Origin of the sequence: Kribbella jiaozuonensis (assembly GCF_005233875.1) — a bacterium.
Taxonomy (GTDB): Bacteria; Actinomycetota; Actinomycetes; order Propionibacteriales; family Kribbellaceae; genus Kribbella; species Kribbella jiaozuonensis.
Window position 1 is genome coordinate 1524508 of record NZ_SZPZ01000002.1, and the last position, 24530, is coordinate 1549037.

The following is a 24530-nucleotide window of genomic DNA, read 5'->3' on the forward strand; positions in this document are numbered from 1 at the left end:
GTGATCGTCCCGGTTTCCCCGCAGTACGGCGGCGGATCGCTCGCCGACGTACTGCCGTCGGTTGCCGGTGCGCTGTCGGTGCCGGGGGAGACGAACGTCCTCGGCCTGCCCGCCGCACCGCGATACGCCGTACTGCTCCTCGACGGCCTCGGGTGGAACCTGCTCCAGCGGTACGCCGACGCCGCGCCGTACCTGTCGTCGCTGGCCGGCCGTAGCCTCACGGCCGGGGTGCCGTCAACGACCGCTGTGAGTCTGACCAGCCTCGGCACCGGGCTGCCGCCCGGCGCGCACGGCATCGTCGGCTATACCTCGATCGTTCCGGAGACCGGCGACCTGCTGAACGCGCTGGCCTGGGACGCCCCGGTCGACCCGCGGCGCTGGCAGCCGCACGGCACGGTCTTCGATCGAGTAGCGGCCGCCGGTGTGGCGACTCGCAACGTGAGCAAGGCGCGCTTCGACTCGTCGGGGCTGACGGCCGCCGCGTTCCGGGGGAGTGCACACCGCGGCGCGGACACGGTCGAGGACCGGTTGGACGCGACCCGGTTCGCGAGCCGGGAGGGGAAGTCGTCGCTCGTCTACGTGTACGACTCGCAGCTCGACTACATCGGCCACCAGCAGGGCTGCGACTCGTGGCAGTGGCAGAAGGAGCTGGCTGCGGCGGACGACTTCGCCTTGCAGGTCCGCTCCGCGTTGCCACGTGACGCCGTACTGCTCGTCGTCGCCGACCACGGCATGATCGACATCGCGCCCGAGCAGCGCGTGGACATCGACCTCGAGCCGGCGCTGACCGACGGCGTACGCGTCGTCGGCGGTGAGTCCCGCTTCCGCCACCTGTACTGCGTTCCGGGCGCCGAGCTCGACGTGCTCGCGACCTACAGCGAACGGCTGGGTGACAAGGCGCTAGTGCTCTCGCGGACGGATGCGATCGCCCGCGGGTGGTTCGGTCCGGTCGAAGATCGGGTTGCCCCGCGCCTCGGCGATGTCATTGTCGCGTCGCTGGGTCCGGTGGCACTCGTCGCGTCACGTCGGCACGCCCAAGAGGCGAACCTGATCGGTCTGCACGGCTCGCTGACCGCCGACGAGATGGAGATCCCGCTCCTCGTCGACGCCGGGAGCTAGAAGCTCCAGACGTCCCAGTAGAAAGTGGTGCGCGCGGTCTTGGCGTCGCCGTCGCGGGCGACGACAGTCACCTTGTAGCGGCCCGAGCCGGGAGTGAGTACGCCGGTGATCCAGCCGCGTTCGGTGTCGATGGACAGGCCGGGCGGGAGGCCGGCGGCCGAGTAGCTGATGTCGCCCGAGCCACCGGTGCCCTTCATGAGCAGCGGGACCGCGGGGATGCCGCCGACACCGATCTGCTCGGCGGGTTCGGTGATCGCGAGCGCGCCCTGTGGTTGTGCGCTCGCGGCGCCGACCGCCTCGGCGGCGTCGACGAGACCCTCGCCGTAGAAGGAGTTGTTGGCTGATGGACCGACGCATTCACCGGTCGCGCCGGGCGGGCAGGCGACGTCGTTGGCCTGCTGGGCAAGTCTGGCTCGCACCTCGGCGACGGACATCTTCGGATTGATGCTGCGCAGGAGGGCCGCGACACCGGCCACGTGCGGCGACGCCATCGACGTACCCTCGAGGATCTTGTACCCGCCACCCGGCACGGTCGAGTACACGTCCTCGCCCGGCGCGGCCAGGTTGATCTTGTTCACCCCGTAGTTCGAGAACTGGGACTTGAGGCCGGTCGGGTCGACCGCCGCGACCACGATCACGCTCGGCAGCTCGGTCGGCAGGCTGAGGCAGTCGTTCGTGACGGTGCGGGGCGCGGGCGTGGAGTCGTCCGGGCTCGAGTCGTCGCCGCTCTTGTTCGCCAGGTCGGTGTCCTCGTTGCCGGCCGCGGCGACGTTCACGACGCCCTTGCTGTCGGAGTACGCGACGGCCCGCCGGACCGCCTCGGCGATCGCGTCCTGGTCCTGGTCCGACGGGCACAGGTACAGCCACGGGTCGACGTAGTAGCTGTTGTTCGTGACCGAGACGCCCTTGTCGGCGGCGAACATGAACGCGCAGACCGTGTCCTCCGGGAAGAACAGCTCCTTGCCGGCCTCGGCAACCCGGATCGACGACACCTTCACCCCGGGCGCGACACCGACCATGCCGACGCCGTTCTTCGCAGCGGCGATCGTCCCGGCGACATGCGTGCCGTGCTCGCCGACCGGTCGCCACGCGCCCGGCCGGGTGTCGACCTTGCCGTACGCGCAGGACGCCGACTTCGACGCGTCGAAGTTCGCCTTCAGATCCGGGTGCTGGTCGTCCACGCCGGTGTCGAGTACGGCGACAGTCACGCTCTTCGAGCCCTGGTTCTTCTGCCAGGCCCGGTCGGCGCCGATCTGGGTCATGTCCGAGCGATCCGTCTCCGGAGCGGCCGTCGCGGTCTCGGGGACCGCGGACGGGATCGCCGGGTTCCCGACATCGGCCGGGAGGTCCGTCGTACGGGTTGCTCCGGCCTTCTGGACGCCGTCGACGCCGCGCATCTTGGTGGCGAAATCGGGAGCGGTCGAATGCGCCACGATCACGCCGATGGCGTCGTACGTTGCATAGACCGTGCCGCCGTTCTGGGTGACGGCTCCGGTGACCTTTCCGGTCTGGTTCGGCTGGGTGATCACGAAGTACGCACGGAGTCCTGCTTCGGCCCGGACCGGCGCCGCACCGGCCGGCAGGGTGGCGGTGGCGACCGTCAGACAGGTCGCGAGAAGGAGAAGCAGAGCTTTGCGCACGATCCATTCAAACCGCATGGAGGCTCAGAACCAAAGCCGCCCCGGACGACACACCCCGGCGTGCGGTACGGACCACTGACTTGGCAGGATGTTCGCCCGTGGCTGAGCTCCTCTATTTCACCGGGACCATGGACTGCGGGAAGTCGACGCTGGCCCTCCAGATGGATCACAACCACAAGGCGCGAGGACGGCTCGGCCGGATCTTCACCAGCCACGACCGCGCGGGCGAGTCGGTGCTCTCGTCCCGGCTCGGACTGTCCGCGGACGCGGTCGAGGTACGGCCGGACTTCGACTTCTGGGACTACGTCGTCAACGAGCTCACCCAGGGCGGCCGGATCGACTACGCGGTGTGCGACGAGGCGCAGTTCTACAGCCCGCTGCAGATCGAGCAGCTGGCGCGACTCGTCGACGAACTGCAGATCGACGTGTTCTGCTTCGGGATCCTGACCGACTTCCGGGCCACGTTGTTCCCGGGCTCGGCGCGGCTGGTCGAGCTTGCCGACCGGATGGAGCTGCTGCAGGTCGAGGCGTTGTGCTGGTGCGGTGAACGGGCCACACACAACGCCCGTACGATCGGTGGGGAGATGGTGACCGAGGGCGAGCAGTTGGTGGTGGGTGACATGGTGACGCGGGATCTCGAGCCCGCGTACGAGGTCCTTTGCCGCCGGCATCACCGTCGCCGGCTCACCCAGGCCCGCGCCCGGGCCACCCTGTCACCGGAAGTCCTGCCGTTCGGAGGAGCCGCTTCATGAGCCCGTTGATCACCGTTGACGAACTGCGCGCACTGTCGCCCGTGCTCGTGGACGTGACGTGGAACCTGGCAGGTCCGCCCGGCAAGGAGGCGTACGACGGGGGTCACCTGCCCGGCGCGTACTTCGTCGACCTCGACACCGAGCTTGCCGGCCCGCCCGGTCCCGGCCGCCATCCGTTGCCCGACGCAACCACCGTCACCGCGACGTTCCACCGGCTCGGCATCACGTCGGCCGACACCCCGGTCGTCGTGTACGACGCGGCGAACTCGATGTCCGCTGCGCGCGCGTGGTGGATCTTCCGCTACTTCGGCCTGACCAACGTCCGCGTCCTCGACGGCGGCCTGGCCGCGTGGAAGGCCGCCGGGGGAGAGGTAACCACCGAAGCCCCCACCGAAGCAGCCGACGCCGCGACCAGCGAGGCGACTGGCGACAGCGCGCCCGGAGGGGCCGCCGCGTTTGCGGCCACGCCCGGCCATCTGCCCGTCCTCGACGCCGAGGGCGCGGCCGAGGTGGCCGCGAAGGGGATCCTGCTGGACGCGCGCGCTCCCCAACGCTTCGCCGGCGACGTAGAACCCATGGACCCGGTAGCCGGACACATCCCCGGCGCCACCAACGCCCCGACGACCGCGAACGTCGACGAATCGGGCCGCTTCCTCCCCGCCGCCGACCTCCGCACCCGCTTCGAGAACCTGGGCGTCGCACCGGACGGCGACACCGCCGTCTACTGCGGCTCCGGCGTGACCGCCACCCACGAAGCCCTCGCCCTGGAAACAGCCGGCCTCCCGGCGACCGTCTACATCGGCAGCTGGTCCGACTGGATCACCGACCCCACCCGCCCGATAGCCACGGGATCAGGGGACTAGTACGACGCGTTCGCCGGGTGCGGCCGGCTCGGCCCACGCCTTTCCGACCTCTGCTAGCGGGACCGGCCGCGCGTTGATCGCCAGCTCGCCTGACGTGATCAGCGCGGCCAACTGAGGGAGCTCCGCGAGGATGTCGCGGCCGGAGACCGAGCCCTGGCCGCTGCCGATGACGGTCAGCGCGGCCGCCCGGAGCAGGTACGAGGGCAGCGTCAGCTCGCGCGCGGCCATCGAGCCGATCTGGATCCAGGTCAGCGGAAGCGCCCGGTCGGAGCGCGCGTGCAGGATCGCGGACATCGCCTGCTCGGTCGGCTCACCCCACAGATAATCGAGCACCACGCCGACGTCTGCAGCGACCGCGCCCACAGCATCGAGGCCGACCGCTTCATCGGCGCCCAGGCTCGGAAGCAACTTCAGCCGCTCAGGATCACGCCCCACGCCGATCACGTTCGACGCGCCAAGGTGCTTGACGATCTGTACGGCGAGCTGTCCCGCGTTCCCGGTCGCGCCGAGGACGAGCACCGACCCGCCCTGGAACTTCGCCCGCCGCCGGAGCGCGATCCACGACGACATCGCCGGATTCATCCCGGCCGCGACCGCCACCGGATCGGTGCCCTCAGGCAGTACGACGGCACGACGGCGATCGACGGCCGCCCGCTCCGCCATCGTTCCCGTCGTGTTGTCGTCGGCAACGAAGTACAGCAACTCACCCTCGGCGGTCCGCGCGACTCCGTCGATACCGGGGACCATCGGAAGGGAGCCCTCGGACGTGTAGTGCGTCCCGTTCGCCGCCGACCGGACCCGCGGATGCAGGCCCGCGGCAACGACCTCCAGGACATCGGAGCCGGTCGGCTCGGGGAACACGTCGTACGTCGGCGGTTCGTCGAACGACCGGACCACGGCTGCGTACATCAGGCACCTCACCAAGTAGTTTGTCTCGCGTACTACTGTGCGACGATAGTTTGTGCCACGTACCACGTCAACTAGACTCCGGGGCATGAACACCGTGGACGCCCTCGTGCAGCTGTCGTTCCAGGTCCAGCGCATCCTCGCCGCGGTCGGCGCCGAGCACGACCTGTCGATCATCCAGATCCGGCTGCTCGGGATCCTCCGCGACCGGCAGCCCGGCATGCTCGAGCTCGGCCAGCATCTCGGCCTCGACAAGTCCTCGATCACCGGCCTGGTCTCGCGGGCGGAGAAGCGCGGCCTGGTCCGGCGGACGCCGTCGCCGCACGACGGTCGCGGCGTACTCGTCGCCCTCACTCCGGCCGGCCGGCGTCTCGCCGAGGACGGCGAAATGCAGATCACCCGCCGCATCACGGAACTGACCAAGGCCTTGAACGCGACCCAGCGGAAGCAGTTCACCCAGCTGGCGTCGGTGTTGGTCAACCCTTGACATAGACGCGCAGCTGCAGGAGAGTCAGAAATCGATTTCCCACCCGCCCCTGGGAGGCATTCGATGATGAAGCGATCCACGTTCCTGCGCGGCGCGCTCGGCGCCGGCCTACTCGCCGCCGTACCGTCCAGAGCTCTCGCCGGCACCCAAGCCGTGCTGACGAACAAGGTGGCCGACCTGACCGGCCCGGGTCTGACCGACCGGTTCCGGATGGCTGCGACCGACCTCGGCATTCCAGCGCGTACGCCGGACGGGCGGCTGCTGTTCATGTTCGGGGACACGTTCGAGCAGCCCGCTGTCGGCGGGGGATGGTGGCGGTCGCCGGTCGCGTTGTGGTCGACGACGACGGATCTCAACAGCGGCGTGAAGTGGTCGGGGGCGGTCGGGGGAGACGCGGCGCAGCAGTTGTGGGACTACCCGCACGACAATCCGACGTTCTCGACCGTGCTGCCGTCGGACGTGATCACGATCGGCGGGTCGATGTACCTGCACGCGATGGTGAACAAGGGTCTTGGGAACGTCGTGTGGACGGAGATCTGGCGGTCGGACAACTCCGGCGCGAGCTGGTATCACACAGGTGCGAAGTTCGACCCGAACATCGACGGCGGGCTGTTCCAGCTGCTGACCTGGGGGCTGGGGAACGACGGGTACGTGTACGTCTACTCGACCGGTTTCCAGCGCGACAAGCCGATCATCCTCAAGCGCGTCCGCGCCGACCAGATCGCGAACCCGGCGGCGTACGAGCCGTGGGGGTACCGCGACGGGGTCTGGGCGTGGGGCAATCCCGCGACGCCGATCCTGACCGGGAGCTTCGGCGAGATGAGCCTGCGCCCGCTCGGCGGCAAATGGATCCTGACCTGGTTCAACGCCGGCGACTACCGCATCGACGGCATCATCATGGACACGCCGACGTCGAACCTGTACACGGCGTACCGCCAGACCTTGATCTACGGCGGCAACTGGGGCTCCGAGGACGACAACCACGTGGCCCAGCTGTACGGCGGCTACATCATCCCCGGATCCACCCTGTCCGACCTGCATCTGTCGGTCAGCCAATGGAACACCGCCAACGGCTGGCCGTACCACGTCATGCAATTCCGCATCCGCGGCTTCGGCTAGAGCGCCCAGCTCCCTCCGGCGTCGTTGCGCAAGCGTTATCGCATGGAGGGCTGTCAAGGTCTTGAGTTAGTAACACGCTTGGTTTAACTTACTCGGGACCTGGCCGGTGTGTGGCTCAGAGCACATCGGCGGCATCCGGAAACCTGAGGAGTTCCGATGACGAGAATGAGCAGGTGGGGCCGGTATGGGACTGCCCTGGGTGTGGCTGGGCTGATGCTCGCCGCCGGTTGCGCGAAGGGCACGACGCCGTCGTCGTCCGGCGGCGCGGGCGGCGACATCGACCAGAGCGCGCCGGTGACCATCACGATCGGCGACCGCCCGACCCCCGACAAGCCGAACGACCTCAAGGCGTTCAACCAGAAGATCAAAGACTTCACCGCGAAGAACCCGAACATCACGGTGAAGTCGACCGAGACCAGTTGGCAGGCGCAGACCTTCCAGGCGCAGGTGGCCGGCGGCACGCTGCCGACGGTGATGAACATCAGCTTCACCGAGCCGGCCAACATGATCCCGAACAAGCAACTGCCGGACATCACCGACGAGCTGAAGCTGGTCGACCTGACCAAGGACCTGAACCCGAACGTCCTGAAGATCGTCCAGGACGCGAACGGCCGGATCTACGGCGTACCGATCGACGTGTTCTCGGTCGGCATCGCCTACAACCGCAAGCTGTTCACGCAGGCCGGACTGGACCCGGACAAGCCGCCGACGACCTGGGACGAGGTCCGTCAGTACGCCAAGCAGATCCACGACAAGACGGGCAAGGCCGGGTACTCGCAGCTCACCACCAACAACACCGGTGGCTGGATGCTGACCACGATGACCTACAGCATGGGCGGCACGGTCGAGAGCGCGGACGGCAAGAAGAGCACGTTCAACGACGCGCCGACCAAGAAGGCGCTGCAGCTGCTGAAGGACATGCGCTGGACCGACAACTCGATGGGCAGCCGGTTCCTGTACAACCAGGAGGAGGTCCGCCAGGACTTCGCGGCCGGCAAGATCGGCATGGTCCTGCAGGCGCCGGACGCCTACGACATGAGCGTGAAGCAGTTCGGCATGAAGCCCGCCGACTTCGGTGAGGGCGCCCTGCCGCAGGACGGCGGCCCGTACGGCACGCTGACCGGTGGTTCGCTGAAGATGATCAGCCCGAAGGCGACCAAGAACGAGATCGTCGCGGCGCTGAAGTGGATCAAGTTCGACCAGTTCGACAAGTACACGACCGAGTCGGTCGCGGTCCAGGACGCCAAGAACTCGATCGCCGACAAGGGCTTCGTCGGCCGCCCGGGTATCAGCCCGCTTAGCCAGGCGACGTACGACCAGTTCAACAAGTGGCGTGAGCCGTACGTGAACGTCCCGGTCAAGCAGTTCCAGGGCTACATCGACTCGACCACGTCGCTGAAGCTGCTGCCCGAGCCGTCGAACAAGGGCCAGGAGGTCTACTCGCTGCTCGACCCGGTCGTCCAGCAGGTGCTGACCAAGAAGGACGCGGACATCGACAAGCTACTCAGCGACACCGCCTCGAAGATCGACGCACGCCTCGCGCGGTAGCCACATGTTCCAGCAAAGAACCCAGAAGTCGAGCCGGAGCGTTGCCACCTGGTACCGCTCCGGCGGGCTCAGCAGCATCTTCTTCGCGCTGCCCCTGGTACTGATCTTCCTGTACTTCTCCTGGGGCCCGATCATCCGCGGACTGGTGCTCAGCTTCCAGAAGAACAACCTGGTCACGCCGGCCGAGTGGGTCGGCTGGTCGAACTTCAGCTACGTGCTGACCGATCCGCAGCTCCCGCAGGCGGCGCTCAACACGTTGTACTTCGCCTTCCTGGCGCTGATCTTCGGCTTCCCCGTGCCGTTGTTCCTGGCCGTGTTCATCAGCGAGCTGCGCAAGACCGGCTGGCTGTACAACGTGCTCTCGTACCTGCCGGCGGTCGTTCCGCCGGTGGCCGCGATCCTGTTGTGGACGTTCTTCTACGACCCGAGCGGTGCGGGCGTCTTCAACTCGATCCTCGGCTGGTTCGGGATCGGGCCGTTCGCCTGGCTGAACTCGCAGACCCTGGCGATGCCGGCCATCGTGCTCGAGGCGACCTGGGCCGGCGCGGGCGCCACCTCGATCATCTACCTGGCGGCGCTGACCGGCGTACGCACGGAGTTGTACGAGGCGGCCGAGCTGGACGGGGCGGGGATCTGGAGCCGGGTCTGGCACGTCACGCTGCCGCAGATCCGCGGAATCATCCTGATCATGATGCTGCTGCAGCTGATCGGGACGTTCCAGGTGTTCACCGAGCCGTTCCTGTTCACCGGCGGCGGGCCGAACAACGCCACGATGACGGTCCTGCTGCTGATCTACCGGTACGCGTTCGTCAACGGAGACTTCGGCGCCGCGACCGCGCTCAGCGTCCTGCTCGCCGGGGTCCTGTGCGCACTGTCGGTCGTCTACCACTTCGTCACCCGCCGCTGGAGTACGACATGAGCACAACGGAACGCGGAATCATCTCCACAGCCGACCGGCAGCGCGGTGTGATCCGCTACGGCCTGCCGGCGATCCAGGTGCTGATCTTCATCGCGGTCGCGGTCGCCGGTGTCGGGCCGCTGCTCTGGCTGCTCAAGTCCGGTGTCTCGACCAGCCAGGACATCCTGAGCGGCCCGATGCAGATGTGGCCGTCGGGGATCCAGCTGAAGAACATCCCCGACGCCTGGAACCGCGTCCAGATCGGCGCGTACCTCGGCAACACGGCGTTCATCGCGATCGGCTCGATGATCTCGACGCTGTTCGTGTGTACGACGGGTGCCTTCGTGCTGAGCATCCTGCGGCCGAAATGGGGCCCGATCATAACCGGCGCCGTCCTCGCGACGCTGTTCCTCCCCGGTGTCATCTCGCTGGTCCCGCTCTACATGACGGTGCTGAAGATGCCGCTGCTCGGGATCAGCCTGCAGAACACGTTCTGGGCGGTCTGGCTGCCGTCGGCGGCCGGCGCGTTCAACGTGCTGGTGATGAAGCGGTACTTCGACTCGATCCCGCGCGAGCTGATCGAGGCCGCCCGGATCGACGGCGCGAGCAACCTGCGGCTGTTCACCGCGCTGATCCTGCCGCTGTCGAAGCCGATCGTCGGAGTCGTCGCACTGCTCACGGTGATCGGCTCGTGGAAGGACTACCTCTGGCCACTGCTCGTACTGCCGGACCCGACGCTGCAGCCGATCTCGGTCGCCCTCCCGCGGGTACAGAAGACCACGGAGATCTCGCTGCAGATGAGCGCCCTGTTCCTCGCGGTTCTGATACCTGTGGTGTTGTTCTTGTTGTTCCAGAAACAGTTCCTGCGCGGCGTGGGGATGGCGGGGGGAATCAAAGAGTGAGGCCAGAGTGAATGAACTGAACGGCCGGCGCGTGCTGGTCACGGGGGCCGCCGGCCGGATCGGGATGGTCACGGTCGAGCACCTGAACGCACTGGGTGCGAAGGTGACCGCCCTGTCGAACGTCGAGCACCCGGACCTGAAGGCGGACCGGGTGCTGATCGGCGACACCCGCTCGGAGACCGACGTGGCCCGCGCGCTGGAGGGCGCGGAGTACGTCGTCCACCTGGCGGCACTCGCACACCCGTCGGCCGGTACGCCGTACGACGTGTACTCGATCAACGTGGTGTCGACGTTCAACGTGCTCGCGCAGGCCGGTGCCCTCGGCATCGACCGGGCGGTGATCGCGAGCAGCATCAACGCGACCGGCGTCCCGTTCAACCCGCACGAGATCCGCCAGCCGTACTTCCCGTGGGACGAGAAGGCGCCGACCGATGTCGGCGACTGGTACTCGCTGTCCAAGCAGAACGACGAGAACACCGCGCGGATGGCCTGGCGCCGGTGGGGGATCGATGTGGTCTCCTTCCGGTTCCCGCATGTGAACTCGCCGGACGTGCTCGAGCGGATGGCGGAGAATGCTCGGGTGAAGCCGGCCGGCGGACTACGGGAGGCGTGGAGTTACCTCGACACCCGGGACTCGGCGTACGCCGTGGAGCTCGGGCTGACCGCGTCGTTGTCCGGGGCGCACACGTTCTTCGTCGCCGCGGACACCACCATCGCGCCGTACGAGACCGAGGACCTGCTCGACGCGTTCGCGCCGGACGTACCGCGGTCGCGGCGCTTCATCGGCCGCGAGGTGCCGCTCGACCTGACCGCTATTCGGACCGTGCTCGGCTTCCGGGCCAAGCACGAACTCGACCTACCGACTCTCCCTCTGGAGCTCTGAATGCCCTCGAACTTCGACCAGCCGTGGCCCGTCCGCGACGACATCCGGATCCGCGAGGTGAAGGCGATCGTCACGGCGCCGCAAGGCATCCCGCTGGTGGTCGTGAAGATCGACACCACCGAACCCGGCCTGTACGGGCTGGGCTGCGCCACGTTCACCCAGCGGTGGAAGGCGGTGCAGACGTTCGTCGACGAGCACCTGGCCCGGCTGCTCGTCGGCCGCTACCCCGGTGACATCGGCGACCTGACCCGACTGGCCGGGTACTCCGGTTACTGGCGCGGCGGACCCGTCACCAACAACGCGATCTCCGGGATCGACCAGGCGCTGTGGGACATCGCCGGCAAGCGCGCCGGGATGCCGGTGTACGAGCTGCTCGGCGGCAAGGTCCGCGCCGCGGCCGACACGTACATCCACGCCAGCGGCAAGACGATCGAGGAAACGATCGACCACGCCCAGAAGCTGATCGCGCAGGGCTGGCGCCACATCCGGCTGCAGATGTCCACGCCGGGCGGCGGCGGGTACGGCGCTCCGCGGGTGCCGACGCTGTACCCGGATTCGCCGTACCACAACGGCTGGTCGGCGCGGGACTACCTGCGGACGACGCCGGAGCTGTTCGCCGAGGCTCGGCACGCGCTGCCGGACAACATCGAGCTACTGCACGACGTCCACTCGCGGCTGACCCCGAAGGAAGCGGTGCTGCTGGCTCGTGCGCTCGAGCCGCACCGGTTGTTCTTCCTCGAGGACGTGCTGGCGCCGGAGCTGTGGGACCGGCTGCCCGAGGTGCGGGCGGCGTCGCCGGTGCCGCTGGCGGTCGGTGAGCTGACGACGTCGTTCGGCGACGCGGTCCGGCTGATCCGCGACGGCGGTGTCGACTTCATTCGATCGCATGTTTCGGACATCGGCGGTCTGACCCCGGCCCGCAAGCTCGCGGATCTGGCCGAGATCTCCGGCGTACGGACGGCGTGGCACGGGCCGGGCGACACCTCGCCGATCGGAGCCGCGGCGAACGTCGCGCTCGATGTGAGTTCGGTTGCCTTCGGCATCCAAGAAGGCCACATCTACGACGACGCGGTGCACGAGGTGTTCCCCGGGACGCTGCGGATCGAGGACGGCTGGCTGCGCCCGAACGAGGCGCCGGGCTGGGGTATCGACGTCGATCTGGAGGCGGCGGCTCGTTATCCCGCGCAACTGTCCGGGCACGACGAGTGGGCAGCCGGCGTACGACGCATCGACGGAGCGCTCGAAGCACCGTAAAGACGGACAGTGGGCAGTACGATCGCGGCTACTCGAGGTGAGACGGGGAGGTGGAGATGAACGACCTGACGGAGCTGCGCCAGGCAGGCGCGAACCAGTACGACCTGGGCTCGTTCAACGAGGCCGTGATCATCGAGACGATCCGGCTGGCCGGCATCATCAGCAGGACCGAGATCTCCCGCCGGACCGGTCTCACCCAGCAGTCGGTGTCGCGGATCCTGCGCATCCTCCTCCAGCAAGGTCTGCTGGTGGAGGAGGCGCAGGAGCGCGCCGAACGGCTCGGGAAGCCGCGCACCCCGGTGCGGATGCGGTCGAACGCGGCTCATGCGGTGGGTATCCACATCGATCCGGAGTTACTGACCGTCGCGGTCGTGGACCTGGACGGGACGATCGTCCGGCGCGAGACCGTCGATCTCGCCGACGGTCTCGAGGCGGGCAAGTTGATCGACCTGACCGCGGCGACGGTGACCGCGGCGTTGAGCATCAGCCAGGTCGATCCCGCCTCGATGCTCGGCGTCGGCGTCGCCGTACCCGGGCCGATCGACACGGACGGGTCGCTGCTCGCGCTTCCGCTGCAGCCGGCCTGGCGTGGGCTGCAGATCCGGAAGCTGCTGCAGGAGCGGTTGAACCATCCGGTGCTCGTGGAGAAGGACGGTACGGCGGCCGCCATCGGCGAGCGCTGGATCGGGCGGTCGGCGCGGGCGCGGGACTTCGCGTACCTGTACCTCGGTACGGGCGTCGGCAGCGGGTTGATCCTGAACGGGTCGATCTACCGTGGTGGTTCGGCGAACGCGGGCGAGTTCGGGCAGATCGCGGCGCTGCGGATGGGGGAGTGGGACCCGGAGGACGGGCCGCGGATGGTGCCAGAGTGCAACCCGACGGCGTCGTTGCCGGTGATCGCGGCCGAGTTCGGGTACGTCGAGACCGATCCGGGTGCGACCGATGAGGCGAAGCGGTACAAGGCGGTGTGCAAGGCGGCCGCGGATGGTGATGCGGCCGCGGTGAAGGCGGTCACGCAGGTGGCGCGAGTGGTCGGGCAGGGCGCTGTCGGGTTGGTGGATCTGCTCGATATCGATCTGGTGGTGCTGGGAGGACCGGCGTACATGAAGGAGATCTCGGAGATCTTCCTGACCGAGATCGGGCGTGCGGTGAACGCGCATCCGGTGGCTCGGGAGACGCGGCCGGTCGCCGTCGAGGAGTCGATGTTGCAGACCGACGCGGCCGCTGTCGGGGCGGCGTCGACGATCTTCCATGATGCGTTCACCCCTCGCGTGTCGGGCTCCAGCCAGGCACGTAGGCTGCCGAAGTGACTGAGGCCCGCTCGCTGACTTCCGACGTACAACTCCGGATTGCCACTCTCGATGACGCTGCCGCGTTGGCGGATGCGTACACCCGGTCGTGGGACCATCTGTCGCCGTGGGAGCCGGCGCGACCGGAGAGCTGGTTCACGGTTGCCGGTCAGCGGGAGCGGCTGACGAGCACGCTCGAGCGCTACAAGAACGGGCACGTCGTGCCGTGGGTCCTGGTCGAGGCTGACCGCGTCATCGGCGCTCTCACGCTGCAGGACGTCGTCGCCGGCCCGTTCCGCAGCGCAAGCCTCGGTTACTGGCTAGCCGGCGACGTGACTGGTCGCGGCCTCGCCACACTCGCCGTCGAGGCAGTCGCGGATCTAGCCGACACCCACTACAAACTCCACCGAATCGAAGCCAGCACCCTGAAACACAACCTCGCCTCCCAACGAGTCCTCCAACGCACAGGCTTCGAACAAATCGGCTTCGCCCCCACCTACCTCTACATCGCCGGCACCTGGCAAGACTGCAACCTCTACCAACGAACCCTGAACAACCGCGAGCCCGGCGCCTAGTCGCGACGCCGGGCTCGTCCTGGATTCAGTTGGGTGGGAGGCCTACTCCGCGGGAGACGTCTACGTCGTCGTACTTTCCTTCGAGGACGTCTTCGAATTTTACGGGGCGTTGGAGGGTGGAGGCGATGTAGATCGCCCTCACGAGCGCCAGGGCGTTGATGCCGTCCTGGACGGTGATGGCGGGTTGGTTGCCTGCGGCGATTGCCGTCAGGATGTTGTCGTACTGCGCCTTGTGCTCACCCGGATCGCCGACGTCGACCGAAGCCTCGTCCTTCGAGCCGTCGACGTTCAGCCGGCTCAGGCGATCGTCCTCCACCTCAGCACCACCCTCGGTGCCGTGGACCGACACCCGCGTCCGCCCACCCGGGTACGCCGCCGTCGTCGCGTGCAGCGTGCCGACCGCGCCGTTCTCGAACGTGATCGTCGCGACCACCGTGTCCTCGACCTCGATCGCGTGGTGTGCCGCCCGCAGCGCCTGCGCCTGGATGTTGACCGGGCGGCCCATGAACCACAGCATCAGGTCGGCGGTGTGCACGCCCTGGTTCATCAGCGCGCCACCGCCGTCCTGCGCCCAGGTCCCGCGCCAGCCGGCCGACGCGTAGTACTCGTCGCTCCGCCACCAGGCGACCGTCGCGACGCAGGACGTCAGCTGCCCGAACCGCCCGGCGTCGATCGCCTCCTTGATCACCGCGCTGCCGGCGTCGAACCGGTGCTGACTGATCACCGACAGTTGCACACCCTGACCAGCGGCCCGGGCCGCCGCCGCACCGAGGCGACGCGCCCGGCCCAGGTCGACGTCGATCGGCTTCTCGACGACGACGTGCTTCCGCTCGTTCAGCGCCTCCTCGGCCAGCTCAGCGTGCATACCGCTCGGCGTACAGACCGCGACGAGCGAGATATCCGACCCACTCAGCGCCGCGGTCAGGTCGTCGTACTGCTTCGGCTCCGGCTGACCGGCCGCGGTCAGCTGCGCCAGCACCGCCTCCCGGGCGGCGGCGTCCGGGTCGACGAGCGCGGTGACGATCGCGTCCGGCCGTTCCGCGATGGTCGCCGCGTGGCGCTTGCCGATGATGCCGCAGCCCACGATCGCGACTTGCTGTTGTGTGTCAGCCATCTCGCTCCTACTGGAAGTTCGCGGTCAGAACCTGGTCCGTGCTGACGGTGAAGGTGTACGACGGCGTTGTCGACACCACGGTCCCGTTCACGGTCCAACTCTGGAAAACGCTATCCGATGATGGCGTCGCAGTCACGGTCACCTGCGCGCCGAACTCGTACTTCCCGGGCTCGGACTCGTTCCCGGCGATCTTCACCGTGCCGTTCCCGTTGGCCTGGACCGCGACGCTGCGCTGGACGACGTTGATCACCATCACGTTGTGCAAGGTCGCCGTACCGCTGAGCGTAGCGCCGTTGTACCGGGCCAGGTTGGTCGCCTCGACGTCGCCGCTGATCACCTGGATCGTGTGGCCGTCGGTCCCGAGGTTGTCGGTGCCGAGGTTGAACGCGTCGACCTGGCCCGAGTTCACCACCAGCCCGTCGTGGAAGCCGTACGCGAACACGTCGAGCAGGGTCAGCCCACGAGCGCCGTCGACCGTGACGATCTTCGCCGTCTTGCGCATGTACTTGTCGATGACGAACTCGAAGATGCTGCCCTCGTTCATCCAGTACGGCTCCTGGTACCCGACCCGGGTGACCGCGTTCCCGTTCGACAGCACGCCCTCGACCCGGCCGTTCTTACCCGCCCTGATCGAGATCGCATGGTCGAAGAACGCGCCGGCGACCTTCCGTACGACGACGTTGTCGCCGCTGAGGTCGATGCCGTCCCAGGCGTTCGGGAAGCCGGCGTTGATCACGTAGTTGCCGCCGGCCGTACCGCGGATCGCGTAAGGATAGGGAACGACGCCCTCAGCCTTGCCCGGGTTGTTCTCCGGGTAGAACACCCGCAGCCCGCGCACACCCGCCTTGCTCTTGAGCGTGATCAGCGCGGTATCGGTATTCCGCTCGAACGCCTGCAGCACGGTCCCGCCGCTCGCACCACCCTGATCCCGGTTCGGTACGGCGGACGCGCCCCGCAACTCGACCTTCGCCGGAACCGACAGGTGCGTGCTGATCCGGTACCACCCGGCCGGCAGATACACGATGCCGCCACCGTCACGGCCGGCGCGATCGAGCACCTTCTGGACGTCCCGCGTCGCGTCGGCGGCAGGTAGGTAGCCGACTCCGTGCGGCGCGTCCACGACGTACAGCTGCTGCACCGGCTTGGGCAGCGGCTTCTGGTCGTACGTCGGTGCTGTGCCGGACATCCGGTGGACGATCCCGGAGACCGCACCGCTGACGTCGGTACCGGTGATCTTCACGTACCCGGCCGAGTTGTTGGTGATCCCGCCGTCGACGTGACCGCCGGCCAGGGTCAGGCCCCACCGGTCGTCCATCACGTCGACGAGCAGTCCGGTCCCGGTCCGGCGAACGTCGGGCTGGAGGAAGCTGCCGGTGAACTGTGCCCGCTGACCCGCGACCACGTGGATCCCGACGAGGTAGTCGCTGACGCTGATCCGGTAGAACTGGTCCCACTCGAGGTCGCCGAGGACGAGACCGGTGCCGTGCGCCCGGGTCCAGGCGTCGAGCGCCTGGCGCGACGGCGGGTTGAAGGCCTTGGGCGCCGATGCCCAGTACATGTTGCTGAAGGCAACGTTCTCCCAGGTGCCGACGTCGGCGCCGTTGTAGGCCCGGGCGCCCTCGAACAGCGCCGTACCGGTCACGTTGCGGATCGTCGTCGACTCGTGCACCTGGCCCGAGCTCGGTGCGTTGCCGTGGTCGTTCGGCATCGTGCTGACGCCGATCCCGCGGTACGAGTTGAGCATGGTGACGTCGGAGACCGTCGACATCATGTAGTTCTCGTTACCGATCCAGGCGCCGCCGGGGATCTCGAACGTGTAGCCGTACGGGACCGGCTTGGTCGCGCTCTGGTTCGGGTAGTACGTCGTGACGCCGAGGACGCCCGCGCTGCCGCCGATCCGGAACAGGCTCGGCCCGTCGTCGCCGGACGGGAGATCCGCGATGATCACGGTGCCGGTGCCGAGCTTCTGGCCGTGGTCGCCACGGAGGCTGCAGAACGCGTGCACCTCGATCGTGTCGGTCACCTTGTACTGACCGGCCGGCAGCCAGACCGTGCCGCCGCCCGCGTCCTGACAGGCGTAGATCGCCTCCTGGATGGCCTTGGTGGAGTCACGCCGGCCGGTGCGGTCGGCGCCGTACTGCGTTGCGTCGAAGTCGGCGATGACGCCGTCCTCGGTCGGGTTGCTGGTCTGCACCAGCTTCGGCTTCGGGGTGACGACCGGCGTGAGCCGGAGCTGGAGTTCCTTGACGATGAACGAGTCGGCGCCGGTCATCGCGACGCGGACGTAGCGGGCGCTCGTGGTCGCGAACCTGGTCCGGCTGACCTGGTTACCGCCCGGTGATCCGATCCGGCCGACGCTGGTGAACTTCTTGCCGTCGTTCGAGACCTGGACGGTGTAGTCGGGGGAGTAGGCCTCGGCCCATTCGACGCGTACGTCGTTCACCGGTCGCGGCTTGCCCAGATCGATTTGCAGCCACGAGTCGGCGCCGCCGGTCCAGGACGTGCTGTCGTCCCGGTCGTTGACGGTTGCGGCCGGTCCGTTGCTGGCCGTCGCCGTACCGCTCGGGGCGAAGTTGGTGTCGACGATCGACGCGGTGAAGGCGTCGAGCTTGGCCTGCAGAGTCGTGAGCGCGGCCTTCACCTGTACGTCGGTGACGCCCGAAGTGGATGCGACCGCCTGAGCGTCGTCGATCGCAGACTGCAGGGCGGCGCGGCTGCCGACCGGGTACTGGCCGTCGCGGGTGCCTTCGCGGGCTGCCTTCTGGGCGCGCGTCGCCTGACCGATCAGGTCGACGAGGCCTTCGGTGACGTCGAGCGTGGTCGCGACCTTGGCGACGCGGACCGCGGCGACCTTGAGGTCGACCGATCCGTCGCCGTTGTGGATGCGGAAGTCGCCGCCGTTCGAGCGGTTCGTCATCACCGCGTCGGGCAGCGCGAACGTGTACGTCTTCCAGGTCTTGGTGTCGCCGTAGCGGATCACCTCGGAGTTCTTGAACTTCTCCGGGATCGTTTCGCCGGGGGAGTCGTAGTGCAGGCCGAACTGGCCGTTGCCCTCGTCGAAGTAGTCGATGCTGACCAGCGCCAGGCTGTGGTTGTCGTACAGGTAGGTGTCGGCGACGTTCATGTAGAAGAAGTTCGTCCCCGGCGACGGCGCGGTGTGGTCGGTCTGCCAGTACGCGCGACCGTCCTGTACGCCGGTGATCAGGTGCGACGCGTCGTCGCCGGCGCGCGGGCTGATGCCGTTCTGCACCGGCGTCGCGCCGAGCTGGACCGATGCGCCCGCCGTACTGATCCGCAGGCTCGCGATCGTGATGTCGGCGCCGGCTCCGAAGACGCGGACGTCGGCGTCGCCGAGGCGGTTCGTGAAGCCGATGTCGGTGAGCGAGAAGACGCCGGTCTTCCAGGTGCCGGTATTGGTCAGCTGGATGTCGGTCGCGTCCTGCTGCGGGTTGGTCTTGGCGTCGTACTGCAGGTCGAGGGTGCCGGAGCCGCTGTCGAGATAGGTCACCGTCACCAGGACGTCGTCGGTGCCGATCTCGTCCACGTAATCGTGGTCGACGTCGAACTCGAGGTAGCCGGTGCCGGCAGCCTGGTTCGTCTGCCAGTAGGTGCGGCCCTGTTCGGTGCCGGTGCGGAGTCCGGCCGGGTCGTCGCCGGCAGCGGGCTGTACGCCGAGGGTGGTCGGGGTCGGACCGAGATCGGTGCCGACCCCGCTGGGATACATGGTGGCGGCGTGCGCTGCCGGTGCGGCGATCACGCTCGCCAGCAGAACAGCAGGAAGTACCCGCGCAAGCAGGCGTCTGGGCATGTGGAAACCTCCAGGTGGCGGACCGGAGTACACAGGAGAGAGCAGCTGCGCGGATAAGTTAAACCAAGCGTGTTACTTATTCAAGAGCCCGGCGCCGGGGCAGGAAGAGTGCCGGTACGGCGGCGATCACGGTGAACCCGATGGCCCACGCGAAGCTGTGGGCGTACGCCGTCGACGCGGGGTGCCCGGATAACTGCTTCTGCAGGACCACGGCCAGCGTCGCGGCACCGAAAGCGCCGCCGAGTTGCTGCATGATCCGCGTCGTACTGCTCGCGTGCGGGATCTGGGCCGGCTCGAGGTCGCGGAACGCGCCGACCATCACGGCGAGCATGACCGCACTCAGCCCGGCGCCACGGACGACCAGGGCGACGGCCAACAGCCAGCACGCCGTACCGGTGAAGGCGAACGGGATCGTCCCGAGCGTCGTGAGCACGATGCCGACGAGGATGACCGAGCGAGGACCATAGCGGTCGGTGAGTCCGCCGGCCGTGCGGGCGATCAGGCTGCCGATGCCCTGGGGCACGAGAAGCAGCCCGGCAGCCGTGACGGTCTCGCCGCGCGCCTGCTGGTAGAAGAGCGGGAGGAGCAGCATCGCGCCGTACAGACCGAAGCCGGTGAGGAACAGGAGCGCGGTCGATGCGGTGAAGGACTTGGTGCGGAAGAGCGAGAGATCGATGAGCGGGTCCTTGACCCGTCGGAGGGCGAAGGCGGCCAGGAGTGCGATCCCGGCGACGAGTGGGATGAGGACGCGGGCGTTGCCGAAGCCGTGATCGCCGACCTGGCTGAGGCCGTAGATGATGCCCGCCAAAGCGGGCGAGATCAGGAGCAGACCTGGTACGTCGAGGGCCGCGGCGGTCGGCTCGGGATCCGGTTTGAGCTCGCGGACGGCGAAGACGATCGCGGCGATGCAGATCGGGACGTTGACGTAGAAGATCCAGCGCCAGTCGAGGTGACCGACGAGAACGCCGCCGATCACCGGGCCGAGGATCGGGCCGATCAAGGCGGGCAGCGTGACGACGGCCATCAGGCGACCGATGCGATCACGGCCGGCGGCGCGCAGCAGCAGGGTCTGCAGGATCGGGAGCATCAGCCCGCCGCCGACGCCTTGGACCACGCGGAACGCGATCAGCGAGCCGATGTTCCAAGCGATGCCGCAGAGCATCGAGCCGATCAGGAACAGCGCGAGCGCGATGATCCACATCCGCTTGGCGCCGAACCGGTTCGCGGCCCAGCCGGTGATCGGGACCGCCATCGCGAGCGCCAGCAGGTACGCCGTACTGACCCATTGGACCGTGGACACCGAGGTGTGCAGCTCGATGCCGAGCGTGTGGATCGCGACGGTGACGATCGTGCTGTCGAGTAGTGGGGCCAGAGCGCCGAGCACCAGCACGGCGGCGAGTTTGAGGACCGCCCGGTCGAGGCGGTCCGTGGTGGGTGCGGTTGTCATCCGAGAAACTCCTTAGAGACGGTGCGTCTCTTACCGCTTGTAGAGTAGGCTCGGCTGTATAAGAGACGCAAGGTCTCTTTTCGAGGAGTTGGTGTCGTGGAGCGTCGGAGGGGTGCGGAGCTCGAGGCCGTCCTGCTCGACGCGGCCTGGGACGAGCTGATGGAGTCCGGGTACGCGCGGCTGACGATGGAGGCCGTCGCGGCCCGGGCGCACACCGGGAAGCAGGTGCTGTACCGGCGGTGGCGCAACCGGGCCGAGCTGGTGGTCGCGGCGATGCGGCACCGCACCGGCTCGATCGTCGAGAACGTGCCGGACACCGGGAGCCTGCGCGACGACGTACTCGGCGTACTGCGCCTGATGGCCGATCGGTTCGCGACGCTCGGGCCGGATGTCGTCCACGGGTTGCTGGCGGAGGCTCCGGACTTGGATCCGGAGGTCTACACCCGGATGTCGAGCGTGATGGCGACGATCGTGAAGCGTGCGGCGGAGCGCGGTGAGATCCCGACGGCGGACGTGCCCGACCGGGTGCTCACCGCTCCCACCAACCTGCTGCGTCACGAGATGCTGTTCGCCCGCGAACCGCTACCGCCGTCCGCGCTCACATCACTTGTCGATGACGTGTTCCTGCCGCTGGTCAGCGGAAGGCCTGGACGTTCCGACTGACCCAGTCGGCGAAGGTCCGCGGTGCTCTCCCGAGCACGGCGTGGACGTCAGGACTGACCTGCTGCTCACCCGCGGACGGCGAACCGAGGACGTCGAGAGTCGCCTCGACCACCGGCTCGGGCATGAAGTTCAGCATGCCCGCCCGCGCCTGGTCCCGGCTGAGTTCGGTGAACTGCACCGGCTCGCCGACAGCACTCGCGATCACCGCGGCCTGCTCGCGGGGAGAGATGGCGACCGGACCGGTGAGCGTGTAGATCGCCCCCGCGTGGCTCGCGTCGGTGAGTGCCGCCGCTGCAACCTCGGCGATGTCAGCCGGGTCGACGGTCGGTAGTGCGACGTCCGCAAATGGCGCGGCCATGGCGCGCTGCGTACGGACGGAGTCGGCCCACTGGAATGCGTTGCTGGCGAAATTGCCCGGTCGCAGGATCGTCCACTCGAGACCGGACCCGGTGACGGCGTCCTCGTGGATCGACGGATGGCGCTTGGTGCCGACGCCTTGGGAGGACAGCAGGACGACGCGCGGCACGCCGGCCGCCTTGATCACGTCGACGACGTCCTGGAGGTTGCCGCCGGCAAGGAAGTCGGCGGAGGTGAGGAGGAAGACGGCCTTCGCGCCGTCGAGGGCGGGCTTCAGGGTTTCGGGTTCGGTCAGGTCGACCTGGTGGCCTTCGCCGCGCCGCGAGACGGGGACGACGTCCTCGCCGGCGGCGATCAGGGACTGGACGAGTGGGCGGCCTACGTTGCCGGTTGCTCCGGTGATCACGATCATGAGGAGGACGCTACTGGCCTCGGGATACTAGGTACCTACAGGATAGTATTGGGATTGTGAACGAGACCACAGCAGTTGAGCCGGTCCAGGCCTGTCCGATCGCACCGGTCGTCGACCTGGTCTTCAGCCGGTGGACGACCCCGATCCTGTGGACCCTGAACGAGTACGGCCGGCAGCGGTTCGTCGAGCTCGAGCGCCGGATCGGCGTCATCACCCCGAAAGTGCTGACGCAGCGCCTGCGTCAGCTGGAACGTGACGGGCTGGTGGTCCGCGAGTACCACGCCGAGGTCCCGCCGCGAGTCGAGTATGAGATCAGCCCGCTCGGCCGCAGCCTCGCTCCGCTCTTCCACGCCCTCGCCGACTGGTCACCCAACCTCACCGAGGTCGAGAAGGCCCGGCAGGAGTTCGACACGACTCAACCCGCCCACCGCCGTCCCTGAGTCTCAGGCGACGCCGATCAGTTCGCGGTTGCGCAGGACGTCGACCAGAGCGAAAAGGTGCGGGAGGGTGTCGGCCAGACGGAGGTCGCCGGCTTCGTGGTGCTGCCAGCCGAACTCGAGCTCGCCATCGATGACGTGCTCTTCGAGCGGTACGGCGTACCGGCTGAGCGTCACGCGGGCCGGGCCGGTCTGCGGGTGGTGGTCGCCGCAGCCGCATTCGGCCGGGATGGTGATCGTGGTCAGTGCGTCGGGGGAGTAGCTGCGCATGCGGAGCGTCGTACCGCGGGCGGAGAACCGGGCGATCGTTGCGTCAGGCAACTGTACGAGCAGCTCGACCGGGACGGCGTACGAACCGGGGAGCAGTCGGAGACCACGAGACGCGAGCAGATCGGCAAGAGCCGGGAGATTCATGCGAAGTTCCTGTGAGTGCTGTGTCGGCGGGCGGGCCACGGAAAGGGGCAGGGCCTCGTGCGCCGGACTCGGCGCGCGTCAGTGACAACACTGACAACAGCAACAACACAGCATCTGCATGCGGATGATCATTGCAGGACCGCGGGTCCACCGGCAAACATCGTCCGCAATCTGGGACGACGGTCCGTGATGTGTCAGTCGGCTTTCTTGCCGAACATGATCTCGTCCCAGCTCGGCACGCTCGCGCGCTTGCCCCGACGGGCCGCCTTCTTCTTCGGCTCCGCCTGGGACTCTTCCGTCGCGGCAGGCTCGGTGGCGTCGGCTTCCGCGGGCTGCGGGACCTCCACCACCGGGTCGGGCTCGACGTGCGGCGACGGCGCGGCCTTGGCGGCAGGCTCCGGACGGCGGGCTTCGGCCGGGCGGGACGCCTCGGTCGGCTCGCTGGTGGGCTCGGCGCGGCGAGGGTCCGCGGGGCGAGGCTGCTGCGGACGTGACTGACGAGCCTCGGCCGGGGTCTCCTCGGGTGCGGGGGAGGCGAACGCCGGCGGATCGGCGGGACGCTCGACCGCGCGGACTGCCGGTCGCGGCGCCGGCGGCTGGTCGACAGGTACGTCGATCAGCGTCGGCTCCTCGTCCGGGTTCGGCACCGAGTGCACGCGCCGCGGACCACGGTCGGGGTCATGGGATCGACCGGCGTCGCGGGAAACCTCACGCGGGTAGTCACGCCCGCCCTCGCGTGGGTAGTCACGCGTGTCCCGGTTGAGCTCTCGCGCCTCGCGGACGAAGTCGCGTGTCTCGCGCGGAGGCTCTGCACCCTCGCGGGAAACCGGGTGGTTTCGGCGGCGCAGGCCGACCGTGTCCTCGAAGCCGGCCTCGTAGCTGTCGGCACCATGGTCCGGCGCGATCAGCGGGTCGATGTCCGCAACGGCAGCCAGCCGACGCTCACCCGGCTGCGGCTGGACCGGCGTCGGCATGACCTGCGCCTGCTCGCCGACCAGCCACCGCGCCTCGTCGTCATCCGGTACCGCGTACCGCCCGGGAGCGTCGTACGCGAACATGGCGATCTTCTCGTCCTTCTTCTCCGCCTCGTCCTCGGACTCGACGAAGTACGAGACGCGGACCGCCCAGCGGCCGTCCTCGCGCCGCCACGCGTCCCACTCGGCCGAGGCCGGGTCGACGTGACGGGTCCGCAGCCGGTCGGTCACCCACGCACCGAGGTTCCGGGTCGGGGCGTCACCGCCGCCACGACGACGGACCGACGCACGCTGCGCGAGGCTGGCGATGTGATCCCGCTCGGCCAGGACCGGGCCGGCGAACGCCATCACGCGTTCCATCGGCATCTGGGCGATGGCGGCAACCGCCTCGGGACTTTCGCCGGCGCGGATACGAGCCTGGATGTCTCGTGGGCGCAGCGCGCTCTCCATTTGAATCTCCAGCTGGCCGAGTCGGGCACGGTCTCCGCGGAGGGCCGCACGCAACCGGTCGTCGACCGGTACGGCGAACTCCTCACCCGTCTCTGCCAGCGCCAGGATGAGTTGTGTTCCATCCTGGCTCAGACCGACGAGCCTCGCCTCGCGCATTGACCTTGTTCTCCTGTGCGGTTCTAGACAGTCTCTCCCGGACGCTGGGCCTGACCAAGACCG

The 24530-nt window shown here is 68.3% G+C and carries 22 protein-coding genes; 14 read left to right on the top strand and 8 right to left on the bottom strand.

Annotated elements, in window-relative coordinates; translation table 11 throughout:
- A complete protein-coding gene (locus FDA38_RS18850) occupies positions 1 to 1119 on the top strand; it encodes an alkaline phosphatase family protein (protein ID WP_137255309.1) in 1119 nt (372 codons plus the stop codon).
- Here the strand turns inward: FDA38_RS18850 and FDA38_RS18855 are convergent.
- Positions 1116 to 2777 carry a S8 family peptidase gene (locus FDA38_RS18855; protein WP_137255310.1) on the bottom strand — a complete coding sequence of 554 codons (1662 nt, stop codon included), beginning with the start codon at positions 2775 to 2777 and terminating at the stop codon, positions 1116 to 1118. The genes FDA38_RS18850 and FDA38_RS18855 overlap by 4 nt on opposite strands.
- An 80-nt stretch (positions 2778 to 2857) precedes the next feature.
- Here FDA38_RS18855 and FDA38_RS18860 point away from each other — a divergent pair, with 80 nt between their 5' ends.
- Together FDA38_RS18860 and FDA38_RS18865 are read left to right on the top strand one after the other, a co-directional pair.
- Complete coding sequence (locus FDA38_RS18860) at positions 2858 to 3511, top strand: thymidine kinase (protein WP_137255311.1); 654 nt, start codon at positions 2858 to 2860, stop codon at positions 3509 to 3511.
- Entirely contained in the window at positions 3508 to 4374 is an 867-nt protein-coding gene (locus FDA38_RS18865; RefSeq protein ID WP_137255312.1) for a sulfurtransferase, read from the top strand. The genes FDA38_RS18860 and FDA38_RS18865 overlap by 4 nt, the downstream gene beginning before the upstream one ends.
- Here the strand turns inward: FDA38_RS18865 and FDA38_RS18870 are convergent.
- Positions 4363 to 5283 carry a quinone oxidoreductase family protein gene (locus tag FDA38_RS18870; protein ID WP_137255313.1) on the bottom strand — a complete coding sequence of 307 codons (921 nt, stop codon included), beginning with the start codon at positions 5281 to 5283 and terminating at the stop codon, positions 4363 to 4365. The two genes, FDA38_RS18865 and FDA38_RS18870, sit on opposite strands and share 12 nt — an antisense overlap.
- 85 nt (positions 5284 to 5368) lie before the next feature.
- Here FDA38_RS18870 and FDA38_RS18875 point away from each other — a divergent pair, with 85 nt between their 5' ends.
- The 9 genes from FDA38_RS18875 to FDA38_RS18915 all read left to right on the top strand — a co-directional run bounded on the left by FDA38_RS18875 (position 5369) and on the right by FDA38_RS18915 (position 14235).
- Entirely contained in the window at positions 5369 to 5767 is a 399-nt protein-coding gene (locus tag FDA38_RS18875) for a MarR family winged helix-turn-helix transcriptional regulator (protein WP_137255314.1), read from the top strand.
- A gap of 63 nt (positions 5768 to 5830) precedes the next feature.
- Positions 5831 to 6886 (top strand): DUF4185 domain-containing protein, encoded by a 1056-nt coding sequence (locus FDA38_RS18880; protein WP_202877722.1) that lies wholly within the window; start codon positions 5831 to 5833, stop codon positions 6884 to 6886.
- Positions 6887 to 7042: 156 nt separating this feature from the next.
- The gene (locus FDA38_RS18885; RefSeq protein ID WP_233714788.1) at positions 7043 to 8434 is read left to right on the top strand and encodes an ABC transporter substrate-binding protein; all 1392 of its coding nucleotides are present in this window, start codon (positions 7043 to 7045) and stop codon (positions 8432 to 8434) included.
- 4 nt (positions 8435 to 8438) lie between these two features.
- Positions 8439 to 9353 (top strand): carbohydrate ABC transporter permease, encoded by a 915-nt coding sequence (locus tag FDA38_RS18890; RefSeq protein ID WP_137255315.1) that lies wholly within the window; start codon positions 8439 to 8441, stop codon positions 9351 to 9353.
- Complete coding sequence (locus FDA38_RS18895; protein WP_137255316.1) at positions 9350 to 10234, top strand: carbohydrate ABC transporter permease; 885 nt, start codon at positions 9350 to 9352, stop codon at positions 10232 to 10234. Before FDA38_RS18890 ends, FDA38_RS18895 begins: the two co-directional genes overlap by 4 nt.
- A 7-nt stretch (positions 10235 to 10241) precedes the next feature.
- On the top strand, positions 10242 to 11117 hold the full coding sequence (locus FDA38_RS18900) for an NAD-dependent epimerase/dehydratase family protein (protein WP_170989787.1): 876 nt from the start codon (positions 10242 to 10244) through the stop codon (positions 11115 to 11117).
- The gene (locus FDA38_RS18905) at positions 11118 to 12371 is read left to right on the top strand and encodes an enolase C-terminal domain-like protein (protein WP_137255317.1); all 1254 of its coding nucleotides are present in this window, start codon (positions 11118 to 11120) and stop codon (positions 12369 to 12371) included.
- Positions 12372 to 12427: 56 nt separating this feature from the next.
- Positions 12428 to 13681: an ROK family transcriptional regulator gene (locus tag FDA38_RS18910; RefSeq protein WP_137255318.1), complete on the top strand. Its 1254-nt coding sequence runs from the start codon at positions 12428 to 12430 to the stop codon at positions 13679 to 13681.
- Positions 13678 to 14235 carry a GNAT family N-acetyltransferase gene (locus tag FDA38_RS18915; RefSeq protein WP_137255319.1) on the top strand — a complete coding sequence of 186 codons (558 nt, stop codon included), beginning with the start codon at positions 13678 to 13680 and terminating at the stop codon, positions 14233 to 14235. Before FDA38_RS18910 ends, FDA38_RS18915 begins: the two co-directional genes overlap by 4 nt.
- A gap of 25 nt (positions 14236 to 14260) precedes the next feature.
- Here FDA38_RS18915 and FDA38_RS18920 read toward each other — a convergent pair whose 3' ends face one another.
- The 3 genes from FDA38_RS18920 to FDA38_RS18930 form a co-directional block, all read right to left on the bottom strand.
- Positions 14261 to 15349, bottom strand: a complete 1089-nt coding sequence (locus FDA38_RS18920) for a Gfo/Idh/MocA family protein (RefSeq protein ID WP_137255320.1) — start codon at positions 15347 to 15349, stop codon at positions 14261 to 14263.
- 7 nt (positions 15350 to 15356) lie between these two features.
- The gene (locus FDA38_RS18925; RefSeq protein WP_137255321.1) at positions 15357 to 19157 is read right to left on the bottom strand and encodes a discoidin domain-containing protein; all 3801 of its coding nucleotides are present in this window, start codon (positions 19155 to 19157) and stop codon (positions 15357 to 15359) included.
- Positions 19158 to 19233: 76 nt separating this feature from the next.
- Positions 19234 to 20604 carry an MDR family MFS transporter gene (locus tag FDA38_RS18930; RefSeq protein WP_137255322.1) on the bottom strand — a complete coding sequence of 457 codons (1371 nt, stop codon included), beginning with the start codon at positions 20602 to 20604 and terminating at the stop codon, positions 19234 to 19236.
- 96 nt (positions 20605 to 20700) lie between these two features.
- Between FDA38_RS18930 and FDA38_RS18935 the strand changes: the two genes are divergently transcribed.
- The gene (locus FDA38_RS18935; protein ID WP_137255323.1) at positions 20701 to 21267 is read left to right on the top strand and encodes a TetR/AcrR family transcriptional regulator; all 567 of its coding nucleotides are present in this window, start codon (positions 20701 to 20703) and stop codon (positions 21265 to 21267) included.
- Here FDA38_RS18935 and FDA38_RS18940 read toward each other — a convergent pair.
- A complete protein-coding gene (locus FDA38_RS18940) occupies positions 21239 to 22036 on the bottom strand; it encodes an NAD(P)H-binding protein (protein ID WP_137255324.1) in 798 nt (265 codons plus the stop codon). The two genes, FDA38_RS18935 and FDA38_RS18940, sit on opposite strands and share 29 nt — an antisense overlap.
- A 56-nt stretch (positions 22037 to 22092) precedes the next feature.
- Between FDA38_RS18940 and FDA38_RS18945 the strand changes: the two genes are divergently transcribed.
- A complete protein-coding gene (locus FDA38_RS18945) occupies positions 22093 to 22476 on the top strand; it encodes a winged helix-turn-helix transcriptional regulator (RefSeq protein ID WP_137255325.1) in 384 nt (127 codons plus the stop codon).
- A 3-nt stretch (positions 22477 to 22479) separates the two neighbouring features.
- Here FDA38_RS18945 and FDA38_RS18950 read toward each other — a convergent pair whose 3' ends face one another.
- Together FDA38_RS18950 and sepH are read right to left on the bottom strand one after the other, a co-directional pair.
- Positions 22480 to 22887, bottom strand: coding sequence for a hypothetical protein (locus FDA38_RS18950; RefSeq protein WP_137255326.1), 408 nt, complete (start codon positions 22885 to 22887; stop codon positions 22480 to 22482).
- Positions 22888 to 23081: 194 nt separating this feature from the next.
- Positions 23082 to 24467, bottom strand: coding sequence for a septation protein SepH (sepH, locus tag FDA38_RS18955; RefSeq protein ID WP_137255327.1), 1386 nt, complete (start codon positions 24465 to 24467; stop codon positions 23082 to 23084).
- Positions 24468 to 24530: the final 63 nt, after the last annotated feature.

Coding starts and splice junctions, on each gene's coding strand:
- FDA38_RS18855 (WP_137255310.1), bottom strand. CDS start 2,777: ATGCGGTTTGAATGGATCGTGCGCAAAGCTCTGCTTCTCCTTCTCGCG.
- FDA38_RS18865 (WP_137255312.1), top strand. CDS start 3,508: ATGAGCCCGTTGATCACCGTTGACGAACTGCGCGCACTGTCGCCCGTG.
- FDA38_RS18870 (WP_137255313.1), bottom strand. CDS start 5,283: ATGTACGCAGCCGTGGTCCGGTCGTTCGACGAACCGCCGACGTACGAC.
- FDA38_RS18875 (WP_137255314.1), top strand. CDS start 5,369: ATGAACACCGTGGACGCCCTCGTGCAGCTGTCGTTCCAGGTCCAGCGC.
- FDA38_RS18880 (WP_202877722.1), top strand. CDS start 5,831: ATGATGAAGCGATCCACGTTCCTGCGCGGCGCGCTCGGCGCCGGCCTA.
- FDA38_RS18885 (WP_233714788.1), top strand. CDS start 7,043: ATGACGAGAATGAGCAGGTGGGGCCGGTATGGGACTGCCCTGGGTGTG.
- FDA38_RS18890 (WP_137255315.1), top strand. CDS start 8,439: ATGTTCCAGCAAAGAACCCAGAAGTCGAGCCGGAGCGTTGCCACCTGG.
- FDA38_RS18895 (WP_137255316.1), top strand. CDS start 9,350: ATGAGCACAACGGAACGCGGAATCATCTCCACAGCCGACCGGCAGCGC.
- FDA38_RS18905 (WP_137255317.1), top strand. CDS start 11,118: ATGCCCTCGAACTTCGACCAGCCGTGGCCCGTCCGCGACGACATCCGG.
- FDA38_RS18910 (WP_137255318.1), top strand. CDS start 12,428: ATGAACGACCTGACGGAGCTGCGCCAGGCAGGCGCGAACCAGTACGAC.
- FDA38_RS18920 (WP_137255320.1), bottom strand. CDS start 15,349: ATGGCTGACACACAACAGCAAGTCGCGATCGTGGGCTGCGGCATCATC.
- FDA38_RS18925 (WP_137255321.1), bottom strand. CDS start 19,157: ATGCCCAGACGCCTGCTTGCGCGGGTACTTCCTGCTGTTCTGCTGGCG.
- FDA38_RS18930 (WP_137255322.1), bottom strand. CDS start 20,604: ATGACAACCGCACCCACCACGGACCGCCTCGACCGGGCGGTCCTCAAA.
- FDA38_RS18940 (WP_137255324.1), bottom strand. CDS start 22,036: ATGATCGTGATCACCGGAGCAACCGGCAACGTAGGCCGCCCACTCGTC.
- FDA38_RS18950 (WP_137255326.1), bottom strand. CDS start 22,887: ATGAATCTCCCGGCTCTTGCCGATCTGCTCGCGTCTCGTGGTCTCCGA.
- sepH (WP_137255327.1), bottom strand. CDS start 24,467: ATGCGCGAGGCGAGGCTCGTCGGTCTGAGCCAGGATGGAACACAACTC.